The sequence below is a fragment of the Streptomyces sp. NPDC050619 genome (genome assembly GCF_040654815.1).
In the GTDB taxonomy this organism is placed as follows: Bacteria; Actinomycetota; Actinomycetes; order Streptomycetales; family Streptomycetaceae; genus Streptomyces.
On record NZ_JBFAIR010000019.1, the window covers coordinates 1 to 16,870 of the forward strand.

Here is a 16,870-nt window from a genome sequence, read left to right on the forward strand (position 1 = left end):
ACCCGTGTCGAGCAGCGCACCGACTTCGACAAGCTGATCGTCGACGTCGAGACCAAGCAGGCCATGCGTCCGCGTGACGCCATGGCGTCGGCCGGTAAGACGCTGGTCGAGCTGTTCGGTCTGGCGCGTGAGCTCAACATCGACGCCGAGGGCATCGACATGGGTCCGTCCCCGACGGATGCCGCCCTCGCCGCCGATCTCGCCCTGCCGATCGAGGAGCTGGAGCTCACCGTTCGGTCGTACAACTGCCTCAAGCGTGAGGGCATCCACTCCGTGGGTGAGCTGGTCGCGCGCTCCGAGGCGGATCTGCTCGACATTCGCAACTTCGGTGCGAAGTCGATCGACGAGGTCAAGGCGAAGCTGGCCGGGATGGGTCTTGCGCTGAAGGACTCGCCTCCCGGGTTTGACCCGACCGCTGCGGCTGACGCGTTTGGCGCGGATGACGACGCGGACGCGGGGTTCGTTGAGACCGAGCAGTACTGATTGGCTGGGGTTTGGCCCCAGAGGATCGCAACGTGGAGACCGAGCAGTACTAAGAGCTCGGGCCACACGGTTCGATTTTGGGTGCGGGTGCGCTGTGCTTGATCGCGCAGTTCCCCGCGCCCCTTCCGGACGACGCCCCTTCGGGGCTGTCGTCCGGATCTCCGACAAGCGACCGCTTGCTCGGATACTGCCCCCGGTACCTGATACGGCCGGGGCAGACACCTAGGAGAAAGATCATGCCGAAGCCCGCCAAGGGTGCCCGTCTGGGCGGCAGTGCCGCGCACGAGAAGATGCTGCTCGCGAACCTTGCGAAGTCGCTTTTCGAGCACGGTCGTATCACCACCACCGAGGCGAAGGCCCGCCGTCTGCGGCCGTACGCCGAGCGTCTGGTCACCAAGGCGAAGAAGGGCGACCTTCACAACCGCCGTCAGGTGCTCCAGGTGATCACGGACAAGAGCATCGTGCACACGCTCTTCACCGAGATCGGCCCGCGCTACGAGAACCGTCCGGGTGGCTACACCCGGATCACCAAGATCGGTAACCGCCGTGGCGACAACGCGCCCATGGCTGTCATCGAGCTGGTCGAGGCGCTGACGGTCGCGCAGCAGGCCACGGGTGAGGCCGAGGCCGCCACCCAGCGTGCCGCCAAGGACGCCGAGGCCGCCACCGAGGCCAAGGCTGAGGAGACCAAGGTCGACGTGACCAAGGCCGACGAGGTCGAGGACGCGGCTCCGGCCGAGGAGTCGAAGGACGCCTGAGGTTGAACCTCGCGTGAGCGGGTCCGCCCCTTGCGGGGCGGGCCCGTTCTTGCGTGTTGAGAGGATCTAGGGGTGAGTGACGAAGTACAGCCCGGGTTCGTACGGGTGCGGATGGGTCTCTCGTACGACGGGACCGCGTTCTCCGGGTGGGCCAAGCAGGCCGGGGGACGGCGGACCGTGCAGGGGGAGATCGAGGACGCTCTGCGGACCGTGACGCGGTCCGGGGACACGACGTACGAGCTGACCGTGGCCGGGCGGACGGATGCCGGGGTGCACGCGCGGGGGCAGGTGGCGCACGTCGATCTGCCGGAGGGGCTCTGGGCCGAGCACCGGGAGAAGCTGCTCAAGCGGCTTGCCGGGCGGCTTTCCAAGGATGTGCGGGTGTGGTCCCTCACCGAGGCTCCCGCCGGATTCAACGCCCGCTTCTCGGCGATCTGGCGGCGCTATGCCTACCGCGTCACCGACAACCCCGGCGGGGTGGATCCGCTGCTGCGCAACCACGTCCTCTGGCACGACTGGCCGCTCGACGTCGACGCCATGAACGAGGCGGCGCGAGGGCTTCTCGGCGAGCACGACTTCGCCGCCTACTGCAAGAAGCGGGACGGCGCGACCACCATCCGTACGCTCCAGGAGCTGAGTCTGCGGCGGGACGAGGACGGGATCATCACCGCCACGGTCCGGGCCGACGCCTTCTGCCACAACATGGTGCGCTCGCTCATCGGGGCGCTGCTGTTCGTGGGGGACGGGCATCGGGGCCCCGACTGGCCGGGCAAGGTGCTCGCGGCCGGCATACGGGATTCGGCCGTGCATGTCGTACGGCCGCACGGGCTGACGTTGGAAGAGGTCGGTTACCCGGCCGACGAGCTGCTGGCCGCGCGGAACAAGGAGGCGCGGAACAGGCGGTCGCTGCCCGGGGTCGGGTGCTGCTGAGCGGGCTCCGTGCCGTTCTCAGTCGTCGGCCCAGCTGGTGACGAGTCCGGTGAGGGCCTTCTCGGTGGCGTCGGCGTCCGCTCCGTCGCCCCGTGCGCTGGGGGCGAGTTCCACGTGGACGAACTTCGCGTGCCGGCGCTCGGCGGACTTGCCCTGGACGTTCGTGACGCCCTCCAGCGGGCACCGCGCCGACCAGCTGCGGCACACCCGTAGCCCGTCGGCCTCCAGGCTGTCGGCCAGGGCGGTGGTCTCGGCGAGCGCGCGCCGCGCCGCCCCGGTGGAGACCACGGCCTCGTACGGGCGGTCCGGCCCCTTGGCGAAGCCGTGCAACTGGACGCCGGGCACGCCGCGTTTCTGGAGCTCCACGACGATGGCGTGGAAGACGCTGTCCTCGCGATGGGCGACGTCCGCGGAGTTGTCCCGGCCCGCGCGGCGGTGGGCGCCGGCCAGGACCAGTGAGCCGCCGGGGGCGTCCTCCAGCAGTCGTACGCCCAGGAGTTCGGTGTCCCGGTCGGCCACGGGGTGCGGGATCTGCGCGTTCCAGCGGACGGCGGAGTCCGCGTTCAGATAGAGGCGGCCCCAGTGCTCGCCCTCGCCGGATCGGGTGGCGGCGATCTCGTCGTAGCGGCGGCCGGAGGCGGCGTCGGTCAGGCGGGTGACTCCGAAGCCGACGGAGGCGAGCAGTCGCTCCGCCTTCGTCGCGTCCCCCTCCAGGAGGTGTCCGACGCCTTCGGCCAGTCGCGCGCGTTCCTTGTCGCTCGGCGGCGTGTAGTCGCCGTCGGGTCGGAAGTCGGCCGTATACGCGAGGATGCGGTGTCGCACGTTCGCCAGCTCCCTCGCATGCGGAGTCGCTCCGTCCGTTGCCTCGTCGGGAGCCTGGCAGCCGAACAGCGCCAGTACGAGCCCGACTTGAGCCAGTATGCGAACGAAATGTGATTGTCTTGTGACGGTAATGGCCATGGCTCTTGTGTGGCTTGTGTGAATATGACGCGGTGACATATCGCAATTCTCTCCGGAGAGGTCGCTTGGCGGCTGCGGCGGTGGCGATTGCCGCCCTGACTGCCGCGTGTGCCTCCGGGGCATCGGCGTCGAAGGTGAAACCGGGCGGGCGCTCCTTCACCGTCGCCGCCGCCGGTGACGTACTGATCCATCCCGAACTGGTCGACCAGGCGGCCAAGGACGCCAAGGAGACCGGCGAGGGGGAGTCCGGGCTGGACTTCGGCCCGATGCTTGCCGGGGTGAAGCCGGTCATCAGCAAGGCAGACCTGGCGATCTGTCACATGGAGACGCCGGTCGGGACGCCCAAGGGCCCCTTCGAGGGCTATCCGGAGTTCCTTGTCCCGCCGCAGATCCTGACGACGCTCAAGGACGTGGGATACGACACCTGCTCGACGGCCTCCAATCACACCTACGACCACGGACTGACGGCCGTACGGCGCTCGTTGGACGCCATGGACAAGGCCGGCCTCGGACACACCGGCTCCGCGCGGACGCCCGAGGAAGCGGAACGGATCAACATCCGTGACGTCAACGGGGTCAAGGTCGCCCATCTCTCCTACTCCTGGGAGTCGTTCCTCAACCCGACGCCCGAGAAGGAGAAATGGGCGTTCAACCGGCTCGGCACGGACGCGATCAAGCAGGCCGAGGCCCGGGCACGGAAGGAGGGCGCCGAGGTGGTGATCCTCTCGGTCCACTGGGGGCTGGAGCACTACAACGAACCGAGCGTCCCGCAGTTGCGGTTGGCGGAACGGCTGACGAGGGAGACGGGGGTCGACCTGGTGATCGGGCATCACTCCCACGTGGTGCAGCCGATCCAGAAGGTGAACGGCACCTGGGTCGCCTACAGCCTCGGCAACCAGGTCGCCCGCCACTCCTCGCCCACCGGGCTCACCGAGGAGGGGGCGATCGGCTGGTTCGAGTTCCGGGAGACGACCGGCGGATGGGACGTCCGGGCCCGCTACGCCACGACGCTGGTGGACATCCCGCCCGAGGTGGAGGAGGGCGAGAAGCTGCCCCAGGGCGCGGTGGCGGACTACCGGGTGGTGGACGTGCGGCGCGCCGTGCGGGATCCGGACGGTCTCTCGTCGGAGCGGCTGGCCCGCTATCGGCTGGCGGCGGACCGGACGCGTGGATTCCTCTACAACCGCGGGGCTTTTGGCGGCGACGGTCTGGAAGAGCTCTCGCTGGAGCGTGACTAGCGCCACAGCACATCTGGGGCGAGGGGCCACAACCCCGGCGCTCTCCAAGAGTCTGTTACATGACGGCCCGTCATGCCCGCGTAAAGCGGGCCTCTTCGCGGTCGCCGTCTACTCGTGTAGAGGTCGGAGGAGACCACCGGTGACATCCAAGCGTGCCGCGCGCCCCGGGAGGGGAGGGCGGCGGCGTAGCCGCAGACGAGCGGACATGCCGCTGTTGGGCGGCATCCGCCCCCCGATCGCCCTGCTGTGCGTGCTGGTGCTCGCCCTTGCCGGCCTCACCGCCCAGGTGCTCGGCCCCGCCGGTGAGCCGGTCGTGCCGGAGGCCGTGCTGTCCTCGCAGCAGCACTTCGCGGAGGATGGCGCCATCGCGCTGCGGGCCTCGATCGACGAGCGGGTCACCGACCTCGACCGCACCGCGACCGCGCTGAACGCGGGGTCACCGGTCGAGCCCGAGCGCGTCCTGTCCGACCTGGGGAAGACCTACCAGAAGTGGACGGGCACCACGGTCCTGGACCTGGAGAGCGGGAAGGTGCTCGCCGCCAGGGGAGAAACGATCCCGCTCGCCTGGCTGGACAAGGACGTCCTCACCGGGGACCAGGCCCTGAAGCCCCGCATGGTGCGGCTGGAGACCGGCGACGTACGCCTGATGACCATGGCGGTCCTCGACTGGAAGGACCGTCCGCAGCAGTTGCTGATCGCGTCCAACAGCCTGTCCGTGCCCGCCGTCACCCTGGGGCCGTTCCGTTCCATGGCGGTCGTGGCCACCGGCGGGGAGGCCCTCGCCACGGCCGGCTTCGAGCAGTCCGAGGCGCTCAACTCGGACCAGGAGCGCGATGAGCTGACCTTCCTCCAGAAGCAGATGTCCCGGCTGTCCGCCCAGGCGGCCGAGAAGACCGAGCAGGACCCCGTCAGCGCCAGAGAACCCGGCTCCCGCGGCTACCCCGGAGTCAGCGGAACCCTGCTGGGCGGGAGCTACAACGGCCGTATCATCACGGCCGGTTACGCCTCTCTCGCCTCCGCCGACCCGGAGGACGAGCAGAGCGTCGGCGCGGGGCTCGGTCTCACGGTGGTGGCGCTGCTGCCCGTGGTCCAGGAGCAAGCCGTCGACGCGGGCCGGGAGTTGTTCGGGCTGCTGGCGGCCGGGGCCCTCGTGGTGCTCGGTCTGCTCGCGGCGGCCGTGCTCTGGGCGACCGTGCAGCGACCGCTGCTGCGGCTGTTTCTGGAGTCCCGCCGGCTGGCCAGGGGGGATCTGACCCGGCCGGTGGCCGTGCCCCGCTGGGGCGAGGCCGCGCGCATCGGCTCCGCCCTGGAGCAACTGCGGGTGCAGCTAGTGCCCCGGCAGGCAACGTTCGCCCCGTCGCGACGCCCGGCACGCGCCCCCACCCTCGAACCGGCTTCGCCCGGCTCGGGCGGGGGGACCCCCTTCGCCGCACCGGCCGAAAGCCCAAGTACATCCGGTACGAGGACTTCCGGCCGGCACGCCGAGAGCACGCACCGGACGCCGCTCCTTAACGGGCAAACGTTGCCTGCCGGGGCACTAGGCGCCGGGGGCGACGACCCCGCCGACCGCCGGCGCTCGAAGGGACGGTTCGGGGTGCGCGGTCCGCTCGCGCTGACGGCCGTACTGCTGTTGCTGTGGTGCGTGCCGGTCGGCTTCCTGCTCAACCGCACGGACGACTCGGTCAGCGTCCCCGCCTCCATGGTCAACGACCAGCGCGACCGCACCGACCTGGTCGCCGACCGCGTGCGCAGGGCGCTCAACGAGGCACAGGCCGACCTCGTCTCTACCTCCCGGCTCATCGAGGGCAAGGACGCCGACGCCACCCGGAGCCTGCTGGAGGAGACCCTGCGCGAGCACAGCCGGTACGGGGCGCTGTACGTCGTCGGCGAGGACGGCGAGGTCGTCGCGCGTGCGGGGGACGAGCCGAACGCCGGCTGGAGCCGTGACGAGGACCTCCCGCTCGTCCGCCTGTCGGGCAAGGGCGAGAAGAAGCCGGTGATCCAGGTCGGGGCGTCCATGCCGGGTGACGCGGGCGATGAGGGTGGCAAGGGTGACGAGAAGGCGGCCCTGGTCGGCGAGGTCCGGGTGGAGTTCCTCAACTCCCTGCTGAACCGGCCCGGGCTCGGCGAGGTCCGCGTGGTGGACTCCGAGGCACGGACCGTCGCAGCCAGTGACGGCTTCCTGGCCTTCGAGAAGCTGCCCCGCGACAGCCTCACCGACCTGGTCAGGGCCGGCGGCCTCCAGGTCGGCGCCGGTCCGGTGGAGAACGGCCTGCTGATCCGCGCGGGGCGCGGGGTCACCGTCGCCGCGGCGGCCCCCTTCTCCGGCGGCGGTGTGGCGGCCGACATCGGCTGGACGGTGGTCAGCTGGCAGAACGCCAAGGACTTCGAGATCGCCGTGTACCAGCTCGAGGACCGCAGCGTGCTGGCCGGGCTGCTCGGTCTGGCCCTGATCGTCGTCTGCCTGGGCTGGGTGCTCCTGGTCGTGGCCCGGCCGCTGCGCACCCTCGCGGCCGGCGCCGAGAAGCTGGCGGACGGCGACCTCAAGACCGTGCTGTATCCCCGCTACCAGGACGAGGTGGGCGCCGTCGTACGCAGTCTCGAACTGCTCCGGCAGCAGTTGCAGGCCCGTAGGCACAACCAGGCGCGTCGGCAGGCCGAGCCGTCGCCCGGCCCGTCGGCCGTCGCGCGAGGAAGGTGACCCGCTGTGCTCTATCTGTACTTCGTGCTGCTGGCGGGCGGTGTGCTGCTGCTGGCGGCGGGCATCGTGGAACAGCGCCGGCACTTCGCCAGTCTGCACAGCATCCCGTCGCGGGTGCTCGTCAACGGCATCCGCGGCAAGTCCTCCATCACCCGGCTGTGCGCGGGCGCCCTGCGCGGCGGTGACCTGGTCACCGTGGCGAAGACGACCGGCACGGCCGCGCGGTTCATCCACCCCGACGCGACCGAGGAACCGGTCTACCGCAAGTTCGGGATCGCCAACGTGGTGGAGCAGATCGGCATCGTCCGCCGGGCCGCCACCTACCGGCCCGACGCGCTGGTCATCGAGTGCATGGCCGTCATGCCGGCCCTCCAGGAGGTGAACCAGAGCAAGCTGATCCGCTCCACGATCGGCGTGCTGTGCAACGTGCGCGAGGACCACCTTGCCGAGATGGGCCCCACCCTGGACGACGTGGCCCGCTCGCTGTGCCGCTCGATGCCTCAGGACGGCATCTGCGTCACCGCCGAGAAGGAGCGCTTCGACATCCTCCAGGAGGAGGCGGACGCCCGTAACTGCCAGTTGATCTACGCGGACCCCGAGACGGTCTCCGACGAGGAACTGCGCGGCTTCAGCTGGTTCACCTTCAAGGAGAACGTCGCGATCGCGCTGACCGTGGCGGAGCTGCTCGGGGTGGAACGCCAGGTCGCCCTCCAGGGGATGTACGACGCCCCGCCGGACCCTGGCGTGCTCTCCGTGGAGCGCTACGAGGCGCCCGAGGGCAAGCGGCTCGCCTTCGCCAACGTCTTCGCGGCGAACGACCCCGAGTCGACGCTGATGAACATCAACCAGCTGCTCGACCTCGGAGCCATCCACCGGCCGCTGAACGTCGTGATCAACTGCCGGCCGGACCGGGTCGAGCGCAACGGTCAGATGGGCGAGATCATCCCCGACCTCCAGCCGGACAACGTCTTCGTCATCGGGCACCCCGCCAAGAGCGCGATCGACGCCATCCCCGCCGAGTGGCGCGACCGGGCGATCGACCTGGGCGGTGAGCGGCGCTCGGCCGAGGAGTTCATGCCGACGCTGCTCGGCCACCTCTCCGCCGACTCGTCCCTCGTCGCCATCGGCAACATCCACGGCCAGGGCGAGGAGTTGCTGGAGTACCTGGCCGAACTCCCGGCGGACGAGAGTGTTCCCGCGGACGCCGAGCAGCCCCCGGCCGCCGCACCGCCGGCCCAGCCGCCGCGCTTGGACCCCTACGCCCCGTACCCCATGGCCTACGAGGAGCGCTACCAGGCCTCGCAGACCCAGGAGATCCCGGTGATCCGCATTCCGGCGCAGCAGCAGGGGGTGTACGCGGGACCTGGGCAGCAGGGGGCGTACGCCGAGTCCGGCCGGCAGCAAGGGTCGTACGCGGGACCCGGCCGGCAGGCAGGGCAGCAGTACGGGGGCGGCCGGGGCCGGCAGCAGGGGGCGTACGAGGGCGGCCCGGGGCGTCAGCAGGGGCCGTACGCCAGCGGCCCGGCCCGTCGGCAGGGGCCGCACGCCGGAGGTCCCGGTCAGGAGCCGGGCACGTACGCGGGCCAGGGCCAGGGCTCGGGCTCGGGTCCGGAGACGTACGCCGGAGGTCCCGGCCAGGACCCGGAGACGTACGCCGGACCGGGCAGACAGCCCGAGGCGTACGCCGATCCCGGCCAGGAGACATGGCCGTACACCGACGACCCCTACGGCGGTGGGCAGCAGCATCCGCACCCCTGACCGCTGGGGGCGGCGGTCGGTGGCGCCCAGCCCCGTCTGCCGTCGCCGACCGCCTCGCACCACGACCCGCACCCGTGCCCGGAGATCCCGTTGACCACCGCCGCCCTGACCCCTGAGATGGCCGCCCTCGGCATCGCCATCGGCCTCTTCTTCTCGTTGCTGTGCTACCTGACCACCAACCTGTCGCCCGGCGGGATGATCACGCCGGGCTGGCTCGCCCTGACGCTCATCGAGGACCTCCAGCGGGCGGCCATGGTGGTCGGTGTCACCGCCCTGACCTACGCGGGCACCAAGGTCATGCAGCGGCTGGTGATCCTCTACGGCAAGCGGCTGTTCGCCGCGGTGGTCCTGCTGGGCGTGCTGCTCCAGGCCACGGTGATGATCGTGCTCTCGCTCGAATTCCCCCTGCTGTACGGCAACCAGACGCTCGGCTTCATCGTGCCCGGGCTGATCGCGTACCAGATGGTGCGCCAGCCGAAGGGGCCCACGCTGCTGGCAACCGGCACGGTGTCGCTCATGGCCTACATCGTCGTCGCCGCCGGACTTCTGCTCGGCGTCATGCCCACCGTCTGATCCGCCGTCCGAGAACCGAGGAGAAAACATGGCAGGCAAGAAGAAGTCGCGTCCGGTCGTCTCGGCCCTCGTGGTGCTGACGCTCGTGGGGGCGTCCGGTTACCTCACCGTGGAGCTTCGCAAGCAGGACGAGCGGGGCGTCACGGAGATCACCAACGTCGGAGTGCTGGACGGCTCCGATGGCCCGACCAAGGGAACGGACAAGGGCGAACAGAGCTGGTCCCGGCTGGAGAACCCGGCGCGCTCCGTGCTGCGCGGGGCCGACCGCCAGGTCAAGGCCGTGTTCACCGACGGGGCGCGCACCGCGACCCTGACCGGCCCCGCGCGCACGTTCGCGGAGCCGTCGTCGACCGGTTCCGAGGTCTCCACGACGGACTGGGCCCGCCTCATGCCCGAACCCTGGACGGAGGGCGCGGAGCAGGAGAAGTGGTTCAAGGACTGGTACGCCGAGTACGAGGGCAGCAAGGAGGACGACCTCTTCGCCTTCGCCTCCCAGTACACGGCGGGCGCCAAGGAGAAGAAGGACGAGCAGGGCGTCGTCTACGCCGGTGACGCCAACTTCGGCCCCCTGAACACGACCGGGGCCGAGGACGGCGACCTGCGCCTGGAGCAGTCCGACTTCTACGACTACCTCGGCATCCCCTATCCCTTCCGGGACGGTGCGACCGGGACGCCGGAGAGCGCCCGCGCCCGGTCGGTGGACTGCTCGGGATACATCCGCATGGTGTTCGGCTACCGCGCGCGCTACCCGCTGATGTCCGCGGACGGCTCGGGCGACGGTCTGCCGCGCACGGCCAACGGCATGGCCCGCTCGAAGGAGGGCGTCGACGTCCTGCCGCTGACCGGCCTCGCGGCCAAGGACCGGCCGTCCGGCATCGACCAGTTGCAGCCCGGGGACCTCGTCTTCTTCAAGCTCGACACCCGGACGGGCCAGCGACTGGACCACGTGGGCATGGTGCTCGGCTACGACACCGAGGGCCACCTGGTCTTCATCTCCAGCCGCGAGGAGGTCAACGGCCCCACCATCGGCGACATCGGCGGGGCCTCCCGCCTGGACGGCAACGGCTACTACGCGAAGACGCTGCGCAGCGCCAAGCGGCTGTGAGCCGGGCGCCGCTCGCGGTGCGTCCGGCTATTCGCTCTATTCGCCCGCCGCGGCCGACGCCTGGGCCTCGCCGCGGCGGCGGATCTGGCGGAACGTGAACTCGGCCAGGTCGTCGCCGGTGGAGAAGACCGCCGTGTCCTTCGTCGTCACGTCCTTGCCGGTGGTGAAGCCGGCGATGGTGAAGTAGGCGTAACGGCCGTACGAGTTGGTGGTCGAGCGGCACACGGCGCCGTTGCAGAAGCCCTTGACGCCCTTGCCGGACAGCGAGGTGACGATGCTCTTGCTGTCGGACTGGCCCTTCGCCCTGGTCGCCGCCGCCTCGGTGTCGAAGACCGCCACGCCGACCGTGACCGCGACGGCGTCCTTGGTGTAGGTGACGCGCATCAGGCGGGTGCAGCCGTTGTCGGTGAGGACCTTCTTGAGGGTGCCCTCGGCCGCCGCCGCGCAGCTCCTGGTGTCGGCCGTCGGGCCCTTCTTGTACACCGTCTCGCCCATGGTCAGCTGCGTGCCCGGGAAGAGGATGTCCGTGCTCATCGGGGCGGTGTCCTTGCCCTTGCTGGCGACGAAGTCCTTCGGGTCCAGCGGGGGCGGGGCGCTGGTCGGCGCGAACGACGGGGCCGCGCTGCCGGAGCCGCTCGGGATGTTCGCGGCGGAGGGGAGCTGGTTGGTCGGGCTGTTCGAGGCCTCGTCGCTGCCGTTCGCGGACACCACGGCCATGGCCACGGCCGTGCCTATCGCGATCGTGGCGAGCGCGCCGCCGCCGATGAACAGCAGACGGCGCCGTTTGTTGCGCGTCTCGGACGCCTCGGCGAGCGCGGCCCAGTCCGGGGTCCGGTCGGTGCCGTCGCTGTCCCACGGCTGCTGGGAATGCGGTTTCCAGGGATCCCACTGGGACTGGGGTCCCTGCTGCTGCCCAAAGCTCATGGGCCGCATCTTAGACGGGGCCCCAACCCTCCAGGGGTGTGCCGGTCCGTCTCAAGAGGCTCTGGGGCACCTGGCGTTCGGTCGATGCGCGAGGGCAAAAGCGACATCTCCGGGTGGTTGGTGCGAAGGGCGAGCCGGCGTCTGTGGGTGGTGCCGGCGGCCGTACTGGGGGCGGCCATGGCGCGCACGGCACGGCTGACCTCGGACGGCGGGATGGACAACGCGCTCGTCGTGCGGGCCGCGCGCACCTGGCCGGTCGGCGGCTCGCCGTATGACGATCCACACTTCCGCTGTTTTCCGAGCGCGGTCCCGGCGGCGGTCCCGGATCACGGCCCTGGCGGCCGGCTTCGCACCCTTTGCGCATCTGGTCCTGCTGGCGAACTGGACGGCGCCCCCGCTGGCGCTGCTGTTCCTCTTCTCCTCTTTTTCGGTCGCCCGCAGCCCCTGGTTCTGGCTCGCTCTGGTGCCCCAGGTGCCAAGGCTGACCTGGCCCTATACGGAAGCGGTGCGGCTCAGGGCGTTCAAGGGCGCCTTCACGCTGTGTGTGCCGGTTGTCACGGTGGCGGATACGGCCGTCCGGCACGGGTGGGCGGAAGGGCGCCGGGGTCCCGTAGACTCGGCTGGGACAACGGCAGTGACCTCGTTTTGACCCGTCTGGGCCAGCGCGGGTATCCTGCATGTTCGTTGTGTATTGGCTTGCTCATTCTCACGGGACGGGCCCTTACACCGGTCCACCGGGCCGATGACCAGCGACCCACGTACGCGGTATGCGTCGCCGCAGTGCGGTCCAGGCTGTCGTGATCGTTTCGGTGACCTTGTTTAGGACCATTCACTCGAAGCGAAGGCTACGAACCGTGCGTACGTACAGCCCCAAGCCCGGCGATGTGACGCGCCAGTGGCACGTCATCGACGCTCAGGACATCGTCCTGGGTCGTCTCGCCACCACCGCCGCCACCCTTCTGCGGGGCAAGCACAAGCCGATCTACGCACCCCACGTCGACACCGGTGACTTCGTCGTCATCATCAACGCCGACAAGGTGCACCTCTCCGGCAACAAGCGGACCCAGAAGATGGCGTACCGCCACTCGGGCTACCCGGGTGGTCTGCGCTCCGTCCGTTACGACGAGCTGCTCGACAAGAACCCCGAGAAGGCCATCGAGAAGGCCGTCAAGGGCATGCTCCCCAAGAACACTCTGGGCCGTCAGATGCTCTCGAAGCTGAAGGTCTACAAGGGTGACACGCACCCGCACGCTGCTCAGCAGCCGGTGCCGTTCGAGATCACCCAGGTCGCGCAGTAAGTCCGGCCACCCCCTAAGACTGAAGAGAATCTGAGGAGAATCGTGGCCGAGACCACCGTCGAGACGCCCGTCGAGGGCGAAGAGATCGTCGACATCGACAGCTACACCACCGAGTCCGAGGTCCCCGTCGAGGGCGAGTACACCTCGGAGTCGCTGGCGTCCCGCTTCGGCGAGCCGCAGCCGGCCGCCGGCCTGGGCCGTCGCAAGAACGCCATCGCCCGCGTCCGGATCGTTCCGGGCTCCGGCAAGTGGAAGATCAACGGTCGCACCCTTGAGGACTACTTCCCCAACAAGGTGCACCAGCAGGAAGTCAACGAGCCCTTCAAGGTGCTCGAGCTCGAAGGCCGCTACGACGTCATCGCCCGCATCTCCGGTGGCGGTGTCTCCGGTCAGGCCGGCGCGCTCCGTCTCGGTGTCGCCCGCGCGCTGAACGAGGCCGACGTGGACAACAACCGCGGCGCCCTCAAGAAGGCCGGCTTCCTCAAGCGCGACGACCGTGCGGTCGAGCGCAAGAAGGCCGGTCTGAAGAAGGCCCGCAAGGCCCCGCAGTACAGCAAGCGCTAAGCCTCGCTGCCTGCTCGTAGGTACTCCGAACGCCCCGGCGGCACGCCACAGTGCCGTCGGGGCGTTCGTTTTCCACGTACGTCTGGGCATATAACGACACAAGACGCTCAACGGCTTGTGCGATCGGATGTTCAGGCATGGAATGCCTGGGATGCGGGAGCCGCCCGGTACGCCTCCAGCGCACCGGCACCGCTTCCAGGACCGACGTTTCCTCAGGAGGACAAGTGGGACGACTCTTCGGCACGGACGGCGTGCGCGGTGTCGCCAACGCGGATCTGACGGCCGAGATGGCGCTCGGCCTCTCCGTCGCCGCGGCGCACGTACTCGCCGAGGCGGGCACCTTCGAGGGTCACCGGCCGGTGGCGGTGGTCGGGCGGGACCCGCGTGCGTCCGGGGAGTTCCTGGAGGCCGCGGTGGTCGCGGGCCTCGCCAGCGCGGGCGTGGACGTCCTGCGGGTGGGCGTGCTGCCGACGCCCGCGGTCGCGTACCTGACGGCCGCGCTGAGTGCCGACCTCGGCGTGATGCTGTCGGCCAGCCACAACGCCATGCCGGACAACGGCATCAAGTTCCTCGCACGCGGCGGGCACAAGCTCGACGACGAGCTGGAGGAGCGCATCGAGGCCGTCTACGAGGAGCACCGCACCGGCGAACCCTGGGAACGGCCGACGGGCGCGGGCGTGGGGCGCGTGCGTGAGTACGAGGAAGGGTTCGAGAAGTACGTCACCCATCTCGTCGGCGTACTGCCGAACCGGCTGGACGGTCTGAAGATCGTGTTGGACGAGGCGCACGGCGCGGCCGCGCGGGTCTCGCCCGAGGCGTTCACCCGGGCCGGGGCCGAGGTCGTCACGATCGGGGCCGAGCCGAACGGGCTCAACATCAACGACGGCTGCGGCTCCACCCACCTCGGTCCGCTGAAGGCCGCGGTCCTCGAGCACGGCGCCGACTTCGGCATCGCGCACGACGGTGACGCGGACCGCTGCCTCGCCGTCGACCACACCGGCGAGGAGGTGGACGGCGACCAGATCATGGCCGTCATCGCGCTGGCGATGCGGGAGCGTTCCGCACTGCGCTCCGACACCGTTGTCGCGACTGTCATGTCCAACCTCGGGTTCAAGCTGGCGCTGGAGCGGGAGGGGCTCAAGCTCATCCAGACGGCGGTCGGGGACCGGTATGTGCTGGAGGAGATGAAGGAGCACGGGTACGCGCTCGGCGGGGAGCAGTCCGGGCACGTGATCATCCTCGACCACGCGACGACCGGGGACGGCACGCTGACGGGGCTCTTGCTGGCCGCGCGGGTCGCGGAGACCGGGCGGTCGCTGAGGGACCTGGCTACTGTGATGGAGCGGTTGCCGCAGGTGCTGATCAACGTGCCTGATGTGGATCGGTCCCGGGTGGGTTCGTCCACGGAGCTGGCGACGGCTGTCGCCGATGCCGAGCGCGAACTCGGTGCGACCGGGCGGGTGTTGTTGCGGCCGTCGGGGACCGAGCCGTTGGTCCGGGTGATGGTCGAGGCGGCTGATATCGATCAGGCTCGGTCGGTGGCGGGGCGGCTGGCGGACGCGGTGAAGTCGGCGCTTGGCTGACGGTCGGTGTTCGGCTAACGGAGTTTCGATGCCTTCGCCGTACGTTCGCGTTGGCTGGCCCAGAGCCACTTCTGGGCCAGCAGGGTGAGTGTGCCGGCGAGGATGATGCCGAGCAGGTTGAGCAGCAGCTGCTGCGTCGAACGTACGGTCTGGTTGGTGTCGCCGTAGATCAGGGCGACGGCTGCGTTGGCGGCGGCCGGGACGGTCGTGACCGAGATGGCGACTCCCACCAGGGCGCCCGACTTGGCGGAGGTCAGGGAGAGGGTGCCGGCGGCTCCCGCGAGCACCGCCACGACGAACGAGAACCAGTCCGGGGCGTAGATGAAGCTGGTGTTGGGGCGGTCGGCCTCCAACTGGGCCTCGGTGAACAGGCCGACGGCGTCCATGAAGAGGCTGAATCCGACGGTCACCGCCATCGCTGCCGCAAAGCCCACCAGCAGGGCGATGAGGGAGCGCAGGGCCAGACGGGGCGCACGCTGCACCATCGCCGTGCAGATGCCCGCGAGCGGGCCGAACTCCGGGCCCACCGCCATCGCGCCGACGATCAGGATCGCGTTGTCGAGGACCACACCGCAGGCCGCGATCATCGTGGCCAGGGTGATGAAGGCGATGTAGGTGATGGAGAGGGTCGACTCCTCGTGGGTCGCGTCGGTCAGGTGCTCCCACAGGACCGCGTCCGCGCCCTCACCGGGTGCGTCCTCCTCCGCCTTGTCGGCGCGCTTGGACAGCGACAGGTCGATGTTCTCGACGGCGATGGAGCCGGTGTCGTCGAGGCCCAACCTCTGTAGGGCGCTGAGGAGTTCGTCACCCGCCTCGCGTGCGACGTCGCACATCACCACGTCCCCGGCCGGATTGCGGGCGGCGCTCGGCAGCACGACGAGGTGGGTGGCGCCGACCGTCGAGTCGATCAGGCGGACCACGGCGTCGGTCTGGTCGGACGGCGTGATCAGGCGCAGGTGCAGCATGACGGCAGACTAACGGCAGGCTGTCGGTCACAGCTTGCCGGTCACAGCTTGCGCAGGCTCAGGCGCTGGACCTTGTGATCGGGGCCCTTGCGGATGATGAGCGTGGCGCGGCCGCGGGTGGGGGCCACGTTCTCGATCAGGTTGAGCTTGTTGATGGTGCGCCAGGTCGTGCGGGCGTAGTCGAGCGCCTCTTCCTCGGACACCTGTGTGTACTTGCGGAAGTACGAGGACGGGTCCTGGAAGGCGGTCGCGCGCAGCTTCTTGAAGCGGTTGAGGTACCAGCCCTCGATGTCCTCGGGGCGGGCGTCGACGTACACACTGAAGTCGAAGTAGTCGGCGAGGCCGACCCGGGTGCGGCCGTCATTGCCGGGCAGGGCGGGCTGGAGGACGTTCAGGCCCTCGACGATCAGGATGTCGGGGCGCCGGACCGTGAGCCGCTGGTCGGGGATGATGTCGTAGATGAGGTGGGAGTAGACCGGGGCCGTCACCTCGTCCTTGCCCGCCTTGATGTCGGCGACGAAGCGGGTCAGCGCGCGGCGGTCGTAGGACTCGGGGAAACCTTTCCGCGACATCAGGCCGCGGGCCTCCAACTCCTTGGTGGGGAGCAGGAATCCGTCGGTGGTGACCAGCTCGACGCGGGGGTGTTCGGGCCAGCGGGAGAGCAGGGCCTGGAGGAGGCGGGCGACGGTTGACTTGCCGACCGCGACCGACCCTGCCACGCCTATGACGAAGGGGGTGCCGGACTGGGAGCCCTGTTCGCCGAGGAAGGTGTTGAGGGCGCTTCTGAGACCGTCCGTGGCGCCGACGTAGAGGTTGAGGAGCCGGGACAGCGGGAGGTAGATGTCCCGCACTTCGTCGAGGTCGATGACATCGCCGAGGCCGCGCAGCTTCTCCACCTCCTCGGCGGTCAGCGGCAGCGGCGTCTTCTCACGCAGCACACTCCACTCGGCTCGGGTGAGGTCGACGTAGGGAGTCGCCTCCGGCCTGTGCCGGTGGGCGCTCCGGGGCATCGGGGAGACCGGAGAGATCA

At 69.8% G+C, this 16,870-nt stretch carries 15 protein-coding genes; 11 read left to right on the forward strand and 4 right to left on the reverse strand.

What is annotated here, in order from left to right:
• The 3 genes from AB0I77_RS28385 to truA all read left to right on the forward strand — a co-directional run.
• The coding region (locus tag AB0I77_RS28385; RefSeq protein WP_301649636.1) for a DNA-directed RNA polymerase subunit alpha C-terminal domain-containing protein at positions 1-483 on the forward strand (483 nt) is incomplete at its 5' end.
• A 236-nt stretch (positions 484-719) separates the two neighbouring features.
• Complete coding sequence (gene rplQ / locus AB0I77_RS28390; protein ID WP_363285550.1) at positions 720-1,241, forward strand: 50S ribosomal protein L17; 522 nt, start codon at positions 720-722, stop codon at positions 1,239-1,241.
• Between the two features lie 72 nt (positions 1,242-1,313).
• On the forward strand, positions 1,314-2,171 hold the full coding sequence (truA, locus tag AB0I77_RS28395) for a tRNA pseudouridine(38-40) synthase TruA (protein WP_363285551.1): 858 nt from the start codon (positions 1,314-1,316) through the stop codon (positions 2,169-2,171).
• Positions 2,172-2,189: 18 nt separating this feature from the next.
• Here truA and AB0I77_RS28400 read toward each other — a convergent pair whose 3' ends face one another.
• Positions 2,190-3,002, reverse strand: a complete 813-nt coding sequence (locus AB0I77_RS28400) for a hypothetical protein (protein WP_363285729.1) — start codon at positions 3,000-3,002, stop codon at positions 2,190-2,192.
• A 194-nt stretch (positions 3,003-3,196) separates the two neighbouring features.
• Here AB0I77_RS28400 and AB0I77_RS28405 point away from each other — a divergent pair, with 194 nt between their 5' ends.
• The 5 genes from AB0I77_RS28405 (at position 3,197) to AB0I77_RS28425 (ending at position 10,506) form a co-directional block, all read left to right on the forward strand.
• Positions 3,197-4,369, forward strand: coding sequence for a CapA family protein (locus tag AB0I77_RS28405; protein WP_363285553.1), 1,173 nt, complete (start codon positions 3,197-3,199; stop codon positions 4,367-4,369).
• Between the two features lie 205 nt (positions 4,370-4,574).
• Complete coding sequence (locus AB0I77_RS28410) at positions 4,575-7,070, forward strand: HAMP domain-containing protein (protein ID WP_363285730.1); 2,496 nt, start codon at positions 4,575-4,577, stop codon at positions 7,068-7,070.
• Positions 7,071-7,076: 6 nt separating this feature from the next.
• A complete protein-coding gene (gene pgsB / locus AB0I77_RS28415) occupies positions 7,077-8,828 on the forward strand; it encodes a poly-gamma-glutamate synthase PgsB (RefSeq protein ID WP_363285554.1) in 1,752 nt (583 codons plus the stop codon).
• Between the two features lie 90 nt (positions 8,829-8,918).
• Entirely contained in the window at positions 8,919-9,401 is a 483-nt protein-coding gene (locus AB0I77_RS28420) for a poly-gamma-glutamate biosynthesis protein PgsC/CapC (protein WP_363285555.1), read from the forward strand.
• Positions 9,402-9,429: 28 nt separating this feature from the next.
• Positions 9,430-10,506 carry an NlpC/P60 family protein gene (locus AB0I77_RS28425; protein WP_363285556.1) on the forward strand — a complete coding sequence of 359 codons (1,077 nt, stop codon included), beginning with the start codon at positions 9,430-9,432 and terminating at the stop codon, positions 10,504-10,506.
• A gap of 36 nt (positions 10,507-10,542) precedes the next feature.
• Here the strand turns inward: AB0I77_RS28425 and AB0I77_RS28430 are convergent, their stop codons facing one another.
• The gene (locus AB0I77_RS28430; protein ID WP_363285557.1) at positions 10,543-11,430 is read right to left on the reverse strand and encodes a hypothetical protein; all 888 of its coding nucleotides are present in this window, start codon (positions 11,428-11,430) and stop codon (positions 10,543-10,545) included.
• Between the two features lie 854 nt (positions 11,431-12,284).
• Between AB0I77_RS28430 and rplM the strand changes: the two genes are divergently transcribed.
• The 3 genes from rplM to glmM all read left to right on the forward strand — a co-directional run bounded on the left by rplM (position 12,285) and on the right by glmM (position 14,875).
• Positions 12,285-12,728, forward strand: a complete 444-nt coding sequence (gene rplM / locus AB0I77_RS28435; RefSeq protein ID WP_363285558.1) for a 50S ribosomal protein L13 — start codon at positions 12,285-12,287, stop codon at positions 12,726-12,728.
• A 42-nt stretch (positions 12,729-12,770) separates the two neighbouring features.
• Positions 12,771-13,292 carry a 30S ribosomal protein S9 gene (gene rpsI / locus AB0I77_RS28440; RefSeq protein WP_363285559.1) on the forward strand — a complete coding sequence of 174 codons (522 nt, stop codon included), beginning with the start codon at positions 12,771-12,773 and terminating at the stop codon, positions 13,290-13,292.
• Between the two features lie 224 nt (positions 13,293-13,516).
• The gene (gene glmM / locus AB0I77_RS28445) at positions 13,517-14,875 is read left to right on the forward strand and encodes a phosphoglucosamine mutase (RefSeq protein ID WP_363285560.1); all 1,359 of its coding nucleotides are present in this window, start codon (positions 13,517-13,519) and stop codon (positions 14,873-14,875) included.
• A gap of 14 nt (positions 14,876-14,889) precedes the next feature.
• On the opposite strand, the gene AB0I77_RS28450 is transcribed toward glmM, so the two are convergent.
• Positions 14,890-15,840 carry a DUF389 domain-containing protein gene (locus AB0I77_RS28450; protein ID WP_363285561.1) on the reverse strand — a complete coding sequence of 317 codons (951 nt, stop codon included), beginning with the start codon at positions 15,838-15,840 and terminating at the stop codon, positions 14,890-14,892.
• Positions 15,841-15,881: 41 nt separating this feature from the next.
• A complete protein-coding gene (coaA, locus tag AB0I77_RS28455) occupies positions 15,882-16,850 on the reverse strand; it encodes a type I pantothenate kinase (RefSeq protein ID WP_363285562.1) in 969 nt (322 codons plus the stop codon).
• Between the last annotated feature and the right edge of the window lie 20 nt (positions 16,851-16,870).